The organism is Micromonospora sp. NBRC 110038 (assembly GCF_020884815.1).
Lineage (GTDB): Bacteria > Actinomycetota > Actinomycetes > Mycobacteriales > Micromonosporaceae > Micromonospora > Micromonospora haikouensis.
The window spans coordinates 515,371-529,630 of sequence record NZ_BBOL01000004.1 but is presented as its reverse complement, the minus strand read 5'-3'; the positions used below and the strand labels follow the sequence as shown (position 1 = coordinate 529,630).

At 76.0% G+C, this 14,260-nt stretch carries 15 protein-coding genes; 9 read left to right on the top strand and 6 right to left on the bottom strand.

The features are described 5' to 3' along the window. The first annotated feature begins 259 nt into the window (after positions 1-259). The 3 genes from lnt to LPU61_RS17955 are packed head-to-tail and all read left to right on the top strand — an operon-like array spanning position 260 to position 3,269. Complete coding sequence (gene lnt, locus LPU61_RS17965; RefSeq protein ID WP_229405600.1) at positions 260-1,837, top strand: apolipoprotein N-acyltransferase; 1,578 nt, start codon at positions 260-262, stop codon at positions 1,835-1,837. Positions 1,838-1,892: 55 nt separating this feature from the next. Next, positions 1,893-2,687 carry a polyprenol monophosphomannose synthase gene (locus LPU61_RS17960; RefSeq protein WP_374199689.1) on the top strand — a complete coding sequence of 265 codons (795 nt, stop codon included), beginning with the start codon at positions 1,893-1,895 and terminating at the stop codon, positions 2,685-2,687. A gap of 60 nt (positions 2,688-2,747) precedes the next feature. Further along, positions 2,748-3,269 carry an FxsA family protein gene (locus LPU61_RS17955; RefSeq protein ID WP_229405549.1) on the top strand — a complete coding sequence of 174 codons (522 nt, stop codon included), beginning with the start codon at positions 2,748-2,750 and terminating at the stop codon, positions 3,267-3,269. 63 nt (positions 3,270-3,332) lie between these two features. Here LPU61_RS17955 and LPU61_RS17950 read toward each other — a convergent pair whose 3' ends face one another. From LPU61_RS17950 to LPU61_RS17940, 3 genes are all read right to left on the bottom strand, one after another. Next, a complete protein-coding gene (locus LPU61_RS17950) occupies positions 3,333-3,674 on the bottom strand; it encodes an RNA polymerase-binding protein RbpA (RefSeq protein ID WP_007070998.1) in 342 nt (113 codons plus the stop codon). A gap of 341 nt (positions 3,675-4,015) precedes the next feature. Then, positions 4,016-5,161 carry a hypothetical protein gene (locus tag LPU61_RS17945; RefSeq protein WP_229405548.1) on the bottom strand — a complete coding sequence of 382 codons (1,146 nt, stop codon included), beginning with the start codon at positions 5,159-5,161 and terminating at the stop codon, positions 4,016-4,018. Between the two features lie 107 nt (positions 5,162-5,268). Beyond that, positions 5,269-6,609 carry an MFS transporter gene (locus tag LPU61_RS17940; RefSeq protein ID WP_043969167.1) on the bottom strand — a complete coding sequence of 447 codons (1,341 nt, stop codon included), beginning with the start codon at positions 6,607-6,609 and terminating at the stop codon, positions 5,269-5,271. Between the two features lie 73 nt (positions 6,610-6,682). Here LPU61_RS17940 and LPU61_RS17935 point away from each other — a divergent pair, with 73 nt between their 5' ends. Next, positions 6,683-7,345: a TetR family transcriptional regulator gene (locus tag LPU61_RS17935; protein ID WP_374199688.1), complete on the top strand. Its 663-nt coding sequence runs from the start codon at positions 6,683-6,685 to the stop codon at positions 7,343-7,345. A gap of 34 nt (positions 7,346-7,379) precedes the next feature. On the opposite strand, the gene LPU61_RS17930 is transcribed toward LPU61_RS17935, so the two are convergent. After that, entirely contained in the window at positions 7,380-8,126 is a 747-nt protein-coding gene (locus tag LPU61_RS17930) for a cyclopropane-fatty-acyl-phospholipid synthase family protein (RefSeq protein WP_043969166.1), read from the bottom strand. A gap of 149 nt (positions 8,127-8,275) precedes the next feature. On the opposite strand from LPU61_RS17930, the gene LPU61_RS17925 reads away from it, so the two are divergent. From LPU61_RS17925 to LPU61_RS17915, 3 genes are read left to right on the top strand one after another with little or no spacing between them, the layout of a single operon-like run. Continuing rightward, positions 8,276-9,595: an NAD(P)/FAD-dependent oxidoreductase gene (locus LPU61_RS17925; RefSeq protein ID WP_229405547.1), complete on the top strand. Its 1,320-nt coding sequence runs from the start codon at positions 8,276-8,278 to the stop codon at positions 9,593-9,595. Next, positions 9,592-10,419, top strand: a complete 828-nt coding sequence (locus LPU61_RS17920; protein WP_229405546.1) for an SDR family oxidoreductase — start codon at positions 9,592-9,594, stop codon at positions 10,417-10,419. Before LPU61_RS17925 ends, LPU61_RS17920 begins: the two co-directional genes overlap by 4 nt. Positions 10,420-10,479: 60 nt before the next feature. Further along, positions 10,480-11,055 carry a GNAT family N-acetyltransferase gene (locus LPU61_RS17915; protein ID WP_229405545.1) on the top strand — a complete coding sequence of 192 codons (576 nt, stop codon included), beginning with the start codon at positions 10,480-10,482 and terminating at the stop codon, positions 11,053-11,055. A gap of 16 nt (positions 11,056-11,071) precedes the next feature. Here LPU61_RS17915 and LPU61_RS17910 read toward each other — a convergent pair whose 3' ends face one another. Then, a complete protein-coding gene (locus LPU61_RS17910) occupies positions 11,072-12,031 on the bottom strand; it encodes a GlxA family transcriptional regulator (RefSeq protein WP_229405544.1) in 960 nt (319 codons plus the stop codon). A gap of 53 nt (positions 12,032-12,084) precedes the next feature. Here LPU61_RS17910 and LPU61_RS17905 point away from each other — a divergent pair, with 53 nt between their 5' ends. Further along, a complete protein-coding gene (locus tag LPU61_RS17905; RefSeq protein ID WP_043969159.1) occupies positions 12,085-12,420 on the top strand; it encodes a cupin domain-containing protein in 336 nt (111 codons plus the stop codon). A 76-nt stretch (positions 12,421-12,496) separates the two neighbouring features. Further along, complete coding sequence (locus LPU61_RS17900) at positions 12,497-12,982, top strand: DUF1992 domain-containing protein (RefSeq protein WP_229405543.1); 486 nt, start codon at positions 12,497-12,499, stop codon at positions 12,980-12,982. 9 nt (positions 12,983-12,991) lie between these two features. Here the strand turns inward: LPU61_RS17900 and LPU61_RS17895 are convergent, their stop codons facing one another. Beyond that, complete coding sequence (locus LPU61_RS17895) at positions 12,992-14,158, bottom strand: erythromycin esterase family protein (RefSeq protein ID WP_229405542.1); 1,167 nt, start codon at positions 14,156-14,158, stop codon at positions 12,992-12,994. Positions 14,159-14,260 lie beyond the last annotated feature (102 nt).

Here is a 14,260-nt window from a genome sequence, read left to right as displayed (position 1 = left end):
CGGCCAGTAGACAACGGCCAGGCGGGGGCAGCCAGTTTCCCGTCGGGTCGGTCCGAAGGTCGTTGTGCCTGATCCTCGCCCCACCGGCCGGGAAGGGCCTGGGAGCATCGGGGTGCGGCGTATGCCGCGCCCCGATTTCCGTTTCGCAGGTGGCGTCTGTCGCCGGCTTGTCGGGGTGGGGCGGGTAGCCTTCGGCGGTGTGATCGCAGGTGAGATGCCGGTGACGGCTGTCGCGCAGGACCCGTCGTCTGCGCCCGTAATGTGCCCGGGGGCGGGGTCGCTGCCGTTGCGGGTGGCCGTGCCGGTGGCGGTGGCCGCCGGGTTGGTGCTGTTGGTGGCGTTCCCCCCGTACGACTGGTGGGTGGGTGCCCCGGTGGGGGTGGCGTTGCTGGCGGCGGCGACGCACCGGCGTCGGGTGCGGGCCGGGGCGGGGTTGGGTTTCCTGGCGGGGTTGGCGTTGTTCGCGCCGCTGCTGGAGTGGACGAACCTGCACACGGGGATGCTGCCGTGGGTGTTGTTGTCGCTGTCGCAGGCGGCGGTGGTGGCGCTGCTGGGTGCCGCGTCGGCGTGGGTGTCGCCGGTGGTGGACCGGTGGCGGTGGGCGTGGCCGCTGGTGTGCGGGGTGTTGTGGGTGGGGCAGGAGGCGCTGCGGTCGCGGGCCCCGTTCGGGGGGTTCCCGTGGGGCCGGTTGGCGTTCAGCCAGGGGGATGCGCCGACGTTGCGGTTGGCGGCGTGGGGTGGGGCGCCGCTGGTGACGTTCGCGGTGGCCGCGGCGGGTGGTCTGCTGGTGGCGGCGCTGTGGCGGCCGTGGCGGTCCGGGGGTGCGCGGGGGCGGTGGTCGGCGGTGGGGCCGGCGGTCGCGGCGGTGGCGGTGCTGTCGGTGGGGTGGCTGGTGCCGGTGGGTGTGGCCGGCGGTGGGGCCGCGGTGTCGGTGGCGGTGGTGCAGGGCAACGTGCCGCGGCTGGGGTTGGACTTCAACGCCCAGCGGCAGGCGGTGCTGAACAATCATGTGCAGGCGACGTTGGACCTGGCGGCGCAGGTGGCGGCCGGGCAGCGCCGGCAGCCGGACCTGGTGGTGTGGCCGGAGAACGCCAGCGACATCGACCCGTTGCGCAGCGCGGCGGCCGGTGAGCGTATCGGCGTCGCGGCGGCGGCGGTGCGGGCGCCGATCCTGGTGGGTGCGGTGCTGGTGGGGCCGGGGCCGGGGCAGAGCCAGAACGCGGGGATCCTGTGGCGGCCGGGGGCCGGGCCTGATCTGGAGCAGATGTACACGAAGCGGCATCCGGTGCCGTTCGCCGAGTACGTGCCGTTGCGGGACGTGGCGCGGATGATCAGCAAGGAGGTCGACCGGGTCCGCAGCGACATGGTGGCCGGTGACCGGCCGGGGGTCGTGGACGCGGGTGCGGTGACGGTGGGTGACGTGATCTGTTTCGAGGTGGCCTACGACGGGCTGGTGCGGGACACGGTCACCGGCGGGGCGCAGGTGCTGGTGGTGCAGACGAACAACGCGACGTTCGACGTGGCGGAGGCGCGCCAGCAGTTGGCGATGGTGCGGTTGCGGGCGGTGGAGCACGGCCGTGCGTCGTTGATGGCGTCGACGGTGGGGGTGTCCGGGTTCGTCGGCGCCGACGGGCGGGTATCCGACGCCACCGGGTTCAACACCCGGGCCGTGGTGTCGCGGCAGTTGCGCCTCGGTGACGGGCGCACCCTGGCCACCCGGGTCGGGGTGTGGCCGGAGGCGGCGTTGGTCGCGGTGGCGGTGGCCGTGATGGCCGGTGCGGCGGTGCTGCGCCGGCGGCGTTCGGGCGCCGGACGGTCCCGGGTGACGGCGGGGTGACGGACGCGCGCCGGCGGTGCCGGCGCGCGGGGCGGGGGGAACGGTGGGTGCAGCGGTGGGCGTGCGAGCACGGGCGGGCCGGGCGCCGCTGCGGCGGGTGCTGGTGGTCATCCCCACCTACAACGAGGCCGACAACGTGACGTCGATCGTGGCGCGGGTGCGGGCCGCCGCGCCCGAGGTGGACGTGTTGGTCGCCGACGACGCCAGCCCCGACGGCACGGGGGTCCTCGCGGATGCCCTGGCGGCCTGCGACGGGCGGGTGCACGTGCTGCACCGGGCCGGTAAGGAGGGGCTCGGCGCGGCGTATCTGGCGGGGTTCGCGTGGGCGCGGGAACGCGGCTACGACGCGGTGGTGGAGATGGACGCCGACGGTTCCCACGCGCCGGAGGACCTGCCGAGGTTGTTGGCCGCGGCCGCCGACGCGGACGTGGTGATCGGGTCGCGGTGGTGCCGGGGGGCGCGGGTGGTGGGGTGGCCGCTGCGGCGGTTGCTGCTGTCGCGGTGCGGGAACCTGTACGCGCGGATGGCGTTGGGGATGCCGGTGACGGACGCGACGGGCGGGTACCGGGTGTACCGGTTGGCGGTGTTGGACGCGGTGGACCTGGGGTCGGTGTGTTCGCAGGGGTATTCGTTCCAGGTGGAGTTGTCGCGGCTGGCGCATCGGGCGGGGGCGCGGATCGTGGAGGTGCCGATCACGTTCGCGGAGCGTCAGCGGGGGGCGAGCAAGATGAGCGGGTTGATCGTGGCGGAGGCGTTGTGGCGGGTCAGTGTGTGGGCGGTGCAGGATCGGCGGACGGCGTGGCGGCGGGGTCTGCACGGCACCGGTGACGGTCAGGTGCGGTGGCCGTGAGCGGCGGCGTGTCATGCTTGCTGCAGCAGGTGGTGGGACGCGACGGGGCGATGGGGTGAGATGCGCCGAGGACTGAGGTTCGTGCCGGTGGCCGCGCTGGCGGCCGTGGTGGCGGAGCTGGCGGTGTTCGTGGGTGTCGGCCGGGCTGTCGGGTTCGGTTCGGCGGTGCTGCTGGTGTTCGCGGCGTCGCTGCTGGGGTTGGTGTTGTTGCGCCGGGAGGGCATGCGGGCGTGGCGGGGGTTCCGGGCTGCCGCGCAGGCGGGCGCGCCGCCGGGCCCGCAGGTCACCGACGGGCTGGTGGGGTTGCTGGGGGCGTTGCTGCTGGCGGTGCCGGGCCTGGTTTCCGGTGTGGTGGGGCTGCTGCTGCTGGTGCCGCCGGTGCGGCGGCTGGCAGGCGCGGGGGTGCGGCGGGCCACGGAGCGGCGGGTGTCGTCGATGGTGGCCGGTGACCTGTTCGGGCCGCGGCGGGTGCGGGTGCGCCGCGGCGACGCGGCGCCGTCCGCGCAGCCGGAGCCGCAGGAGCCGGCGCCGACGGTTGTCGACGGTGGCCGGGCCATCGAGGGCGAGATCGTCGAACGGTAGAGCGGCCACGCGAAACGCCCCCGCAAGGGTGATCCCTGCGGGGGCGTCGTCGTGGGTGTGGGGTCAGGCGCGGCCCCGGCGGGTGCGGACCTCCTGGAGCCGTTCGGCGAGGATGTCCTCCAGCTCGGCGATGGAGCGGCGCTCCAGCAGCATGTCCCAGTGGGTGCGCGGCGGCTTGGCCTTCTTCTGCTCCGGCTCGGTGCCGTCGACCAGGCGGGCGACGCTGCCGTCGAACTTGCATTCCCAGGTCGTGGGGACCTCGGCGTCGACGGCGAACGGCACCTCGAACTGGTGGCCCTTGGCGCAGAGGTACTCGCGGGTCTGACGCGGCGCGAGCTCCGTGTTGCGGTCGGATTCGTAGCTGACCGCGCCCAGACGGCTTCCGCGCAGCATACGCTCGCCCATGATCGACTTCCCCTCGTTCGTGGTGCTGGTCTTCAGGTCCAACGGTGTGTGTCGGCCGGGTCATTCCCGCCCCGCCGGGCCGCACCCCGCCGGCCGGGCGGGACGCGGCGAGCCCCGCCGCCCCTGCAAGGGTAGCCGGCCACGCCAGGTGCCCGGCGGGGTCGTCCCGGCCGGGCGAATCGGTGGAGGTGTTCGGCGGCTCACCGGGCATGCTACCCACTCCCGCGCCGGCGCGGGCGGCGACGCCCGGTGACGCGCCGGCCACGCCGCCGGGATGCCGCTGACCGCCGCCGCCACCGCGCTGCGCTGACCCGCCACCGGCGGCCCGCCGCAGGGCGCCGTCAGCGCGGCGGGGCGCCCAGCCGGGCCAGCGCGGTGGCGAGGTCGCTGACCTGGTCGACCAGTTGCGCCGAACGGCGCTGCGCGGCGTCGCGTTCGGCCTCGGCCGCGCGTAGCCGTACCTCCAGCTCACCGAGGCGGCCCTCGACGGCGGCGGCGGCCTCCCGCGCGGCCGCCGCCTGGGCGGCGGCCGTGTCGTGGGCGGCGGTGGCCTCGGCCAGCCGCGCCGCCAGCGCCGCCGCCTCCTGGCGGGCGGCCTGCGCCTGCGCCTGGGCGGCTTCGGCGTCGCGGCGGGCGTCGGCGGTGTCGGCGCGCAGCCGGTCGGCCTGCTCGCGGGCCCGCTGCGCGTCGGCGCGGGCGGCGTCGGCGCCCGCCACTGCGGTGCGGGCGTCGGCGAGGGCCTGCTGCGCCTGCGCGTCGGCCTGCTCGGCCCGCTGGCGGGCCTGCGCCGCGGCCTCGGCGTCGCGGCGCGCGGCCTGCAGGGCGGCGTCGCGTTCGGTGGTCAGGTCGGCGGCGCGTTGCCGCTGCGCGTCGCGTTCGCCGCGCATCGTGCGCAGCTCGTGGCGGGCCGCGTCGCGGTCCCGCTCGGCCTGCACCCGCAGCGCCTGCGCCGCGCCCGCGTCGCGGCGGGCGTCGTCGCGGGCCGCCTCGGCCGCTTCGGCCCGCTGCCTGTCGGCGGCCGCGTCGGCCTGCGCCGCGTCGGCGCGGGCGACGGCGGCGTCGCGTTCGGCGGCGGCCGTGCGGGCCTGCTGGCCGGCGCGGGCCGCGACCGCCGCCGCGTCCTGGGCGTCGCGGCGGGCGTCGTCGCGTTCGGTGTGGGCCTGGGCGAGTTCCGCGGCGGTCTCCGCGCGCAGCTGCGCCAGCTGCCGCTGCACCCCCGCCGGGGACAGTTCGGCGTGCAGCGCCTCGGTGAGGGTCTGCACGATCTGGTCGAGGCGGTCCACCGCCTCCCACGTGCGGGCCACCTGACCGGGCAGGCCGGGGGCGTTGCGGTGCCGCATCCGGCTGTTGCGCGAGGCCCGCTGGCAGGCGCCGTCGTTGTCGCGGCAGTAGCGGAACGGCCGGCCCGCGCCGGCCCGTTGCGGCACGTCGCGCCCACAGTGGGCGCAGGGGCGGGTGTCGGCGGTGGGGGAGGGCTGGTCGTCCATCGAGGCGGAAGTCTAGCGACGGGCGTCGGCCACGTCCGGTGACCGCCTGCGGTGGGGCGTCGACAAGGGGCCCCTGCTCCACCGGACGCGTCAAGAGGGGTGTCCCGTCAGCCGGCGGCGCGGGCGGCGCCGTCGAGGGTGTAGCGGCGTTGCAGCAGCACCGCGGCGAGCATCAGCGCCGCCGGCAGCAACCCGAAGCCGTAGCGGATCGCCGCCCCCGCCGCGTCCGGCTGGTCGATCACCTGACCGCCAGTCGAGGCGACGAACCCGCCCGCGGTCAGGCACACCGCGTACGCGTAGGGGCCCAGCGCCGCGCCGGTGGCCTCGGTGGCCGTCCACACCCCGGTGTAGGTGCCCGCGCCGGTGGTGCCGGCGGCGCGGACGACGTCGGGCATCATCGCGAACGGCAGCAGCTGCATGCCGGCGAACGCGACCCCGAGCACCGTCACCGCCGCGACCAGGACGGGCAGGCCGGCGGGGGCGCCCACGGCGAGGACCAGCGACCCGGCCGCGAACGCGCCCTGCGCGACGAGCAGGGCCCGCTGCTTGCCGGCGCGGCGGGCCACGGCCAGCCAGCCCGGGGTGACCAGCAGCGCCGGCGCCACGAACGCGGCGACCAGCACCGTGGTCAGCGCGGGCCGGCCCAGCTCGTACTCGGCGTAGTACGGCACCCCGGCCAGCACCAGGTGCGTCGTGGTCGACATGGCCAGGTAGGCCGCGACCAGCCAGCGGAACTGCCCGTCGCGCAGCGCCGCCGCGAGCGCCCGCCAGCCGCCCGGCGCGTGGCGCTGCGCGGTGGTGCCGGCGGCCCGGCGCAGCCGGCCGATGCCGGCGACCCCGACCAGCATGGCGGCCAGGGCGCCGCCGCCCAGCAGCAGGCCCATCCGCTGGTAGCCGCCGCGAGTCGCGGCGTCGCCGCCGGTCAGCAGCGGCGCGAGCAGCCCGGAGGCCAGGATCCCGGCGGTGAGCACCACCATCCGGAACGCCATCAGCCGGGTCCGCTCGTGGTAGCCGATCCGCAGGTCCGCCGGGGTCGCCAGGTAGGGCACCTGGTATGCGGCGAACAGCAGGTTCCCGGCGACGAACCAGGCCGCGACCCACGCCGCCGCGCCCACGCCGGTGAGGCCGCCGGGCACCGCGAACAGCGCGGCGAACGCCGCGGGCAGCGCGCAGCCGGCCAGCAGCAGCCGCCGCCGGTCGCCGCGGCGGGCCGACTCGGCGTCGCTGCGGTGGCCGACCCACGGGTGGACCAGCACGTCGACCACCTTCGGGGCGAGCAGCGCCAGACCGGCCAGCCACGGCGCCACGGCGAGTACGTCGGTGAGGAAGTACAGCAGCAGCAGCCCGGGTACGGTGACCCACACGCCCATGCCGAGGGAGCCGGCGGCGAAGCCGAGCAGGGGGCCGCGCGGCAGGTCCGCCCGGGGCGCGGGGGCCGGTTGGGTCATCGTGGGCGTCCTTTCGGCGGCACGCCGCCGTCAAATCCAACGGTTGCTGGATTGTAGGGGGACAATGGCGCCCATGACCATGCCCCGACGACGTCCCGGCCGACCCCGGCGTTCCGAGAGCCGGGACACCCGCGAGGTGGTGCTGACCGCCGCCACCGCGCTGTTCGCCGCCCGGGGCTTCGACGCCGTCGGGCTGCGGCAGGTCGCCGCCGCCGCCGGCGTCGACGTCGCCACGGTCTCCCACCACACGGGTACGAAGGCGCAGCTCTACGACGCCTGCTTCGCCCGGGTGTTCGTCGCCGAACGCGACGCCCTGCAGGCCGCGACGCGGGCGGCCCACGACGCCCTCGACACCGGGCCCGCCGCCGCCCGGGGGGCGCTGCACGACCTGGTCGACGTGTTCGTCGACTTCCTGCAGGAGCACCCGCAGACCACCGCCCTGTGGCTGCGCCGCTGGCTGGAGCCGCACCGGCACGCCGACCTCGACGAGCGGTACTCCGCGCCGCTGTATGAACTGGTGGAGCAACTGCTGCGGGCGGCGGCCGCCGCCGGGGCGCTGGTCGAACCCACCCCGCACATCACGGTGCGCAGCCTGGTCTGGGCCGTGCACGCGCACGTGGTGGCGCTGGCCGCCGACGCGGCCGCGGCGCAGCGGGAACGCCAGGAGTTCCGCGCCTTCGTGCACCGGTTCCTCGACGGCCTCTACTGGGCCGGCGGGCAGCCGGGCACCCCGTAGCGGGCGCCGCCTGACGCGCACCGGCCGGCGGGCGTCAGCGCCGCATCAGCGCGAACACCCCCCACCCCAGGTGGGGGCGCTGGTAGCGGACGTAGCGCAGCGGCGCGGTGTCGAGTTCGGCGCGTAGCTCGCCGGCCAGTTCGTCGTCGGGGTGGGCGTCGAGCCAGCGGCGCACCGACAACCACTGTGCGGCGACGTAACGGTCCCAGCTGTCCTCGTCGGCCAGGACCATCTCCACCAGGTCGAAGCCGAGCCGGCCGAACAGGGCGACCAGGCCCGGCAGGTCGTGGAAGTCTTCCCGGGCCGTGGCGTGGCAGGCCGTCACCGTCGCCTCATCGGGCGGGTCGACCCGCCAGAACGGCTCGCCGATCAGCAGCAGGCCGCCGGGGCGCAGGGCGCGTTCGAGCAGCCCGATGGTGCCCGCGACGCCGCCGCCGATCCAGGTCGCCCCGACGCACGCGGCGACGTCGACCTCGACCTCGGCGGTGTACGTGGCGGCGTCGCCGTGCACGAACGCCACCCGCCCGGCTACGCCCAGCTCGACCGCGCGGGCCCGGGCGGCGTCGACGAAGACGGTGCTGATGTCGACCCCGGTGCCGGTCACGCCGTGCGCGTGGCTCCACTGGCAGAGCATCTCGCCGCTGCCGCAGGCCAGGTCGAGCAGGGTCGTGCCCGGCCGCAGGCGCAGGGCCCGGCCGAGGGTGGCGAGTTTCGCGGCGGTGAAGGGGTTGTGGATGCGGTGGTCGCGTTCGCGGATGACAAAGCTGCGTGGCAGGTCCACCGAAACACCTTCCCGGGACGTGAGGTCCGTAAGGTAACCGCGGCGCGCGGCGCCGTCGACCGCATTACGGGCCCGGACGCCTTGACGCAGGGCCACCACCCCCCGCATTATCCATCGAGTGTTGGATTAACGCGGGGGAGGACGACGACATGGGGCAACCCCCACGGGTCGCGGTGATCGGTGCCGGCGCCGCCGGCCTGGCCACCCTCAAGGCCCTCGCCGACGCCGGCGTGCCAGCCGTGGCCTTCGAGGCCACCGACACCATCGGCGGCCTGTGGGTGTACGGGGCACCCGACTCGCCCGCCTACCGCACCCTGCACCTGAACACCAGCCGGACCCGCACCCAGTTCGCCGACCACCCCATGCCCGCCCACTGGCCCGACTACCCCGACCACACCCGCGTCGCCGGCTACCTGCGCGACTACGCCCACCGCTTCGGCCTCCTCGACACCGTCCGGCTGCGGCATACCGTCGTCGGGGTCACCCGCGGCCCCGACGACCGGTGGACCGTGCGGACCACCGGCCCTCACGGCACCAGCGACGTCACCGTCGCCGCCGTCGTCGTCGCCAACGGCCACAACCGGGTGCCCCGCCCACCCGCGCCCCTGCCCGCCGGTGACTGCACCGCCGAACAGCTCCACAGCCACGCCTACCGCGGCCCCGAGCAGCTCGCCGGCCGGCGGGTCCTCGTCGTCGGCGGCGGCAACTCCGCCATGGACATCGCCGTGGACGCCTCCCACAGCGCCCGGCGTACGCTGCTGTCGCTGCGCCGCGGCGTGTGGGTGGTGCCCAAGCACCTGCTCGGCCGCCCCTCGGACACCCTCAACGGGGCGCTCGCGCGGCGGCTGCCCTGGCGGCTGCGGCAGCGCATCAGCCAGACCCTGCTCACCGCCACCGTCGGGCCGCCCACCCGCTACGGGCTGCCCGCACCCACCCACGGCTTCCTCCAGGACCATCCCACCCTCTCCGACGGGCTGCTGTCGCGGCTCACCCACGGCGAGATCGAGGCCCGCCCCGGCGTCGCGGCGTTCCACGGCGACCAGGTCGAGTTCACCGACGGCCGCGTCGACACCGTCGACCTGGTCGTCTGGTGCACCGGCTACCGCGTCGAGGTGCCGTTCCTCGACCCCGGGCTGCTCGGCACCGGCCCCGACACCCTGCCGCTGTACCGGCACGTGTTCCACCTCGACGCCCCCGGGCTGGCCTTCGTCGGGCTGATGCAGTCCACCGGAGCGGCGTTCCCCCTGCTGGAGGCGCAGGCCCGCCTCGTCGCCGCCCGCCTCGCCGGCCGGTACGCCCCGCCGGCCCCGGCGGCCCAACGCGCCGCCTGCCGTGCCGAACTGCGCGCCGCCACCGCCCGCTGGGGAGACCGCCGCCCGGCGATGCGCGTCGACTTCGACACGTACCTGGCGCAGCTGGGCCGTGAACTCGCCGCCGGCACCCGCCGCGCCGCCCGGGACGCGACGTGAGCGCCCTGACCGGCCGCCGGGCCCTCGTCACCGGCGCGCGCGGCACCTTCGGCCGGCACCTGTGCGCGGCCCTGCACGCCGCCGGCGCCCGCGTCGTCGGCCTCGACCTGCACGCCCACGACGACCCCGCCGCCCCCGTGCTCGGCGTCGACCTGACCGACCCGGCCGCCACCGCCACCGCCGTGACCGCCGCCGTCGACCGGCTCGGCGGCCTCGACCTGCTGGTCAACAACGCCGGAGTCGGCGGCCCCGCCCCCGCCGAGCTGCCCCCCGACGACACCGTGCGCCAGCAGATCGAGGTGAACCTGCTCGCCGCGTGGCGCACCACCGCCGCCGCCCTGCCCGCCCTCGTCGCCGACCACGGCCGGGTGATCTTCGTGGCCAGCCGGATGGCGGTGCTGCCGCTGCCCCTGGCCGCCGCGTACGGAGTCAGCAAACGCGCCCTCGTCGCGTACGCCGACGCGTTGCGACTGGAGGTCGGCACCCACGTCGGCGTCACCGTCGTCTACCCCAGCATGGTCGCCTCACCCATCCACGACAGCACCGCCCGCGCCGGGCTGTCCCTGAACGGGGTGTCCCGACCCGAACCCGTCGAGGGCGTCGTCGCGGCGATCCTGCGCGCCGCCGCCGCCCGCCGCGCCCCACGCGACGTGGCCACCACCACCCGGGGCCGCCTCGAACTGGCCGTCGCCCGGCACGCGCCCGCCCTGGCCGACCGCCTCGTACGGCGTGCCGTCGCCGGGCGGATCGCCGCCGGTGACCTCGACGCCGCGCCCCTGGCCGCCGGCCTCGTGCGCCGCCACCGCCACCCCGGGACCCCCTGAACGCGGGCCCCGCGCCGCTGCGGGGCGGCACCGACGGCGGCGATGGGCAACACTACGGGGATGTCGGTGCTCCTGCGGGCCCCCGCGACCCCCCACCATCCCGAGCTGGAGCTGCGCCCCTGGCACGACGGCGACATCCCCGAGCTGATCGAGGTCTACCGCGACCCGGTGCTGCGCCACTGGACCCGGCATCCGGTCGACGACGCCCGCGACGCCCACCGGTGGATGGTCCGCAGCCGGCAGGGCTGGGCCGCCGGCCGCCGCTTCGCCTTCGCCGTACGCGAGCCCCGCCGCGACGGCGGCGACCGCCTCGTCGCCACGGTCGTGCTCAAGGACGTCCTGCCCAGCCGCCCGCACGCCGAGATCGGCTACTGGACGGCCGCCTGGGCCCGCGGGCGCGGCGTCGCACCGCGCGCCGTGCAGGCGGTCACCGACTGGGCGTTCACCCGGTTCGCCGCGACCGGCCTGACCCGCCTGGACCTGCTGCACCAGGTCGACAACACCGCCTCCTGCCGGGTCGCCGAGAAGGCCGGCTACCCGTTCCAGGAGACACTTCCCGCCCGGGCGCCGTTCCCCCGCGACGGGCACCGCCACGCCCGCCACGCCGCCCCGCACCCCGGCGGCGACCTAGGGTGAGCCGCAGCGGGCGGCGTCAGGTCGCGCAGCCCCGCAACGCCCGCCGGTAGGCACCCGGAGTCGTGCCCACCCGAACGCGGAAGCGACGGCGCAGATTCGCCGCCGAGGTGAGGCCGACGCGGACCGCGACGGCCTCCACCGGCAGATCCGTCTCCTCCAGCAGGGTGCGTGCCCGCGCCACCCGGCGAGACAGCAGCCACGCGCCCGGGCTCGTGCCGAGCTGCTCGGCGAACCGTCGGGCCAGCGTCCGGGGCGAGACGTGCAGATGCGCCGCCAGGTCACCCACCGACAACGCCGTTCCCAGGCGCGCCTCGGCCCACTCCAGGAGCCCGTCCAGGCTGTCCGTGGCCGGCGCGGCCAGCACGGGCTGTGTCTGGCCGCCGTCACGGTGCGGTGGCATCACCATGTACCGCGCGACGAGCGCCGCGTGCCCGACACCGTGATCCTTCCCGACGAGGTGCAGGCACAGGTCGATGCCGGCGCCGGCGCCGGCGCTCGTGGCCACGTCCCCGTGATCGACGTAGAGCACGTCCGCCTCCACGCGCACCCGGGGGAACTCCTGCCGCAGCTGCTCGGCGCGCGCCCAGTGCGTCGTGGCCGAGCGGCCGTCCAGCAGGCCGGTGCGGGCCAGCGCGAACACGCCGCCGCAGATCGTGACGAGTCGCGCCCCCCGGGCGTGGGCCCGCAGCAGCGCACCGCGCACCCGCGCCGACAGCGGCGCCTCCACCGGCGCCCAGCCCGGGATCACCACGGTGTCCGCGGAATCGAGAGCCGAGAGGTCCCGCGACACCGACAGCGCGTACCCGGCTGACGTGGGCACCTGCCCGGGCCGCTCCGTGCACACCCCGAACTCGTAGTGGCGGGGCGTGCCAGGGGGCACCGTGCCGAAGACCTCAGCGGCGCAGCCCAGCTCGAACGTCGACTGCACCGGTCGTACCAGGGCGACCACGCGGTGCATGGCGAGAAAGTACCCCACGGTGTCCTCGTCGCCGCTGTCGTGCGGGGCGCGCCGGCGGCACCGTGGAGGGCATGCATCCAGAGATCCTGACCCAGGAGGGCTACACCGCCGTACGCGTCGAGGCGGCCCCTGTCCGCGAACTCTTCCCCGGCATCCGGCTGCGTCCGCTGTGGCGGGGACCACACGGCGCGCAGGCCGCCGTGCTCGAGATGGACCCCGGCTCGTCGTGGCCGCGCCGTGACGTCCACACGCCCGGCCCCGAAGAGGTGTACGTGCTCGACGGCACGTTCCACGACGGCGCGCGCGACTACCCGGCGGGGACGTTCCTGCACGCCCCGGCCGGATCGTGGCACGTGCCCGCGACCGTCACCGGCTGCAGACTGTTCCTCTTCTACCCGGCGGGCTAGGGACCGGGTGGTGGGGTCACCACGCCCGGTCGCCGACACGACCGGGCGGGTACCGTGGATCCGGGGAGGTGCCGGGGTGAGCGACAGGTGGGAGGCCGCGGCCGAGGCGCAGATCCGCACCGCCCAGGAACGCGGCGAGTTCGACAACCTGCCCGGGGCGGGCAAACCACTGCCGGGCCGGGGCACGCCCTACGACGAGTCGTGGTGGATCAAGAGTTTCCTGGAGCGCGAGAAGCTGCCCAGCGACCTGCTGCTGCCGACGCCGCTGCTGCTGCGCCGCAGGATCGAACGAGTGCCCGACGAGGTGCGGGACCTGCCCACCGAGGCGGCCGTGCGGGCGTACGTCGCCGATCTCAACCGGGAGGTCGTCGCCTGGCTGCGCAACCCGACCGGCCCGCAGGTCGTCGTGCGTCCCGCCAACGCCGACGAGGTGGTGGCCGGGTGGCGTGCCGCCCGGGAACGGGCCCGCGCGGAGGCGGTGGCGGCGGCGCGGCCGGCACCGCCGCAGCACGGTCCCCGCCGCCGGTGGCAGTGGCCGTGGCGGGGACCGCGGCGGCCCTGACGCCTACAGCTAGCCGGGGGCACCCAGATCGACGGCCTCTCTGACGAAGACGATGCCGTCGATCGTGTCGAGCTGGGTCGGGTCCAGCGGGAAGTAGGCGAAGTCCCGGGAGACCCGCGGGGCGGCTGCGGCGGCCGCCCGGGCCAGGCGGCGGCCGTCGACCACGCAAGCGTGCCACGGGAGGGTGGCCAGGATGCCCTCGGTGGTGTCCGCAGCCGGGGCGTCGCCACCGATCGCGCCGAGGGCCGAGGCGAGGAAGGCGTACCGGTCGCCGAGGCGGGCCGCGGTGATGGCTCCCGCGCTCCACATCCGCACGTCCTGGTCGCCCAGCGACATGCGGCTGGGGTGGCGCTGCAGGTGCAGGTTGTGGGCGAAGACCAGCGCCGGGCCGTGCGCGGCGACGGCACGCAGGTTCGCGGCCATCATCGCGTCCCGCAGCCCCGACAGCCGGGAGATCCGGTCCGCGGTGCCGTCGGCCATCGCGTGGTGGTAGCGGAGCAGGCCGACGGCGGTACGCCCGTACAGTTCCGCCCGCTCCCGGTCGCGCGCACTCAGCTGCGGCAACTGCGTGTCGAGCAGCGCCAGCAGGTCGTCGGCGATCACCCGCAGCCGCTGGGCGTCGGCGGACCGGCCGATCGACTGGGACGGGTCCATGACGGTGGCCTCGTTCGACCACCGCCCGTCGGGGCCGAGCAGCGCATCGAGGGTCTCCCGGGTGCAGGGCAGCGGGCCGTCGAGGAGGCCGTGCAGGGCGGTGAGCGCCTGACGCGGGCTGGCCGCCCAGTATTCCAGGGGGCCGTCGATCCCGAAGAACCGCAGCTTCTCATCGTGGGCCTCGTTGTAGGTGCGCATCCAGCGCACGAGGTCCCGGTTGGCCGCCGACGCGCCGAAGCCGTGGCTGAAGCCGCGCGCCATGACGTCGTCGAGGTCACCGGCACCGGTCGCGATGTGGTCGTCCACCACCAGGCCCATCAGGCAGTCGCTCTCGATGGCGAACGACCGGTAGCCCTCGTGTTCGACGAGGTGCCGGAAGACCTCGTTGCGCAACGCGCCCAACTCCCCCACGAAGTGCCGGGCTTCGCCCAGGCCGAGCAGCGCAGGCCGGGCGGGAAGGGAACGCAGGAAGGCCGAGATGGCGGCCCCGTCGAGTTTCCGTGCGATGTTCCGGACAGTCATTCCCTCAACGGTATCGTTGAACGAACGGTGTGAACTTTTCCCGGCATCGTCGGCTCCTCGTCGGGGCCAACCCTCAATCAGCGGGACGCGGGCAGGGGCGAC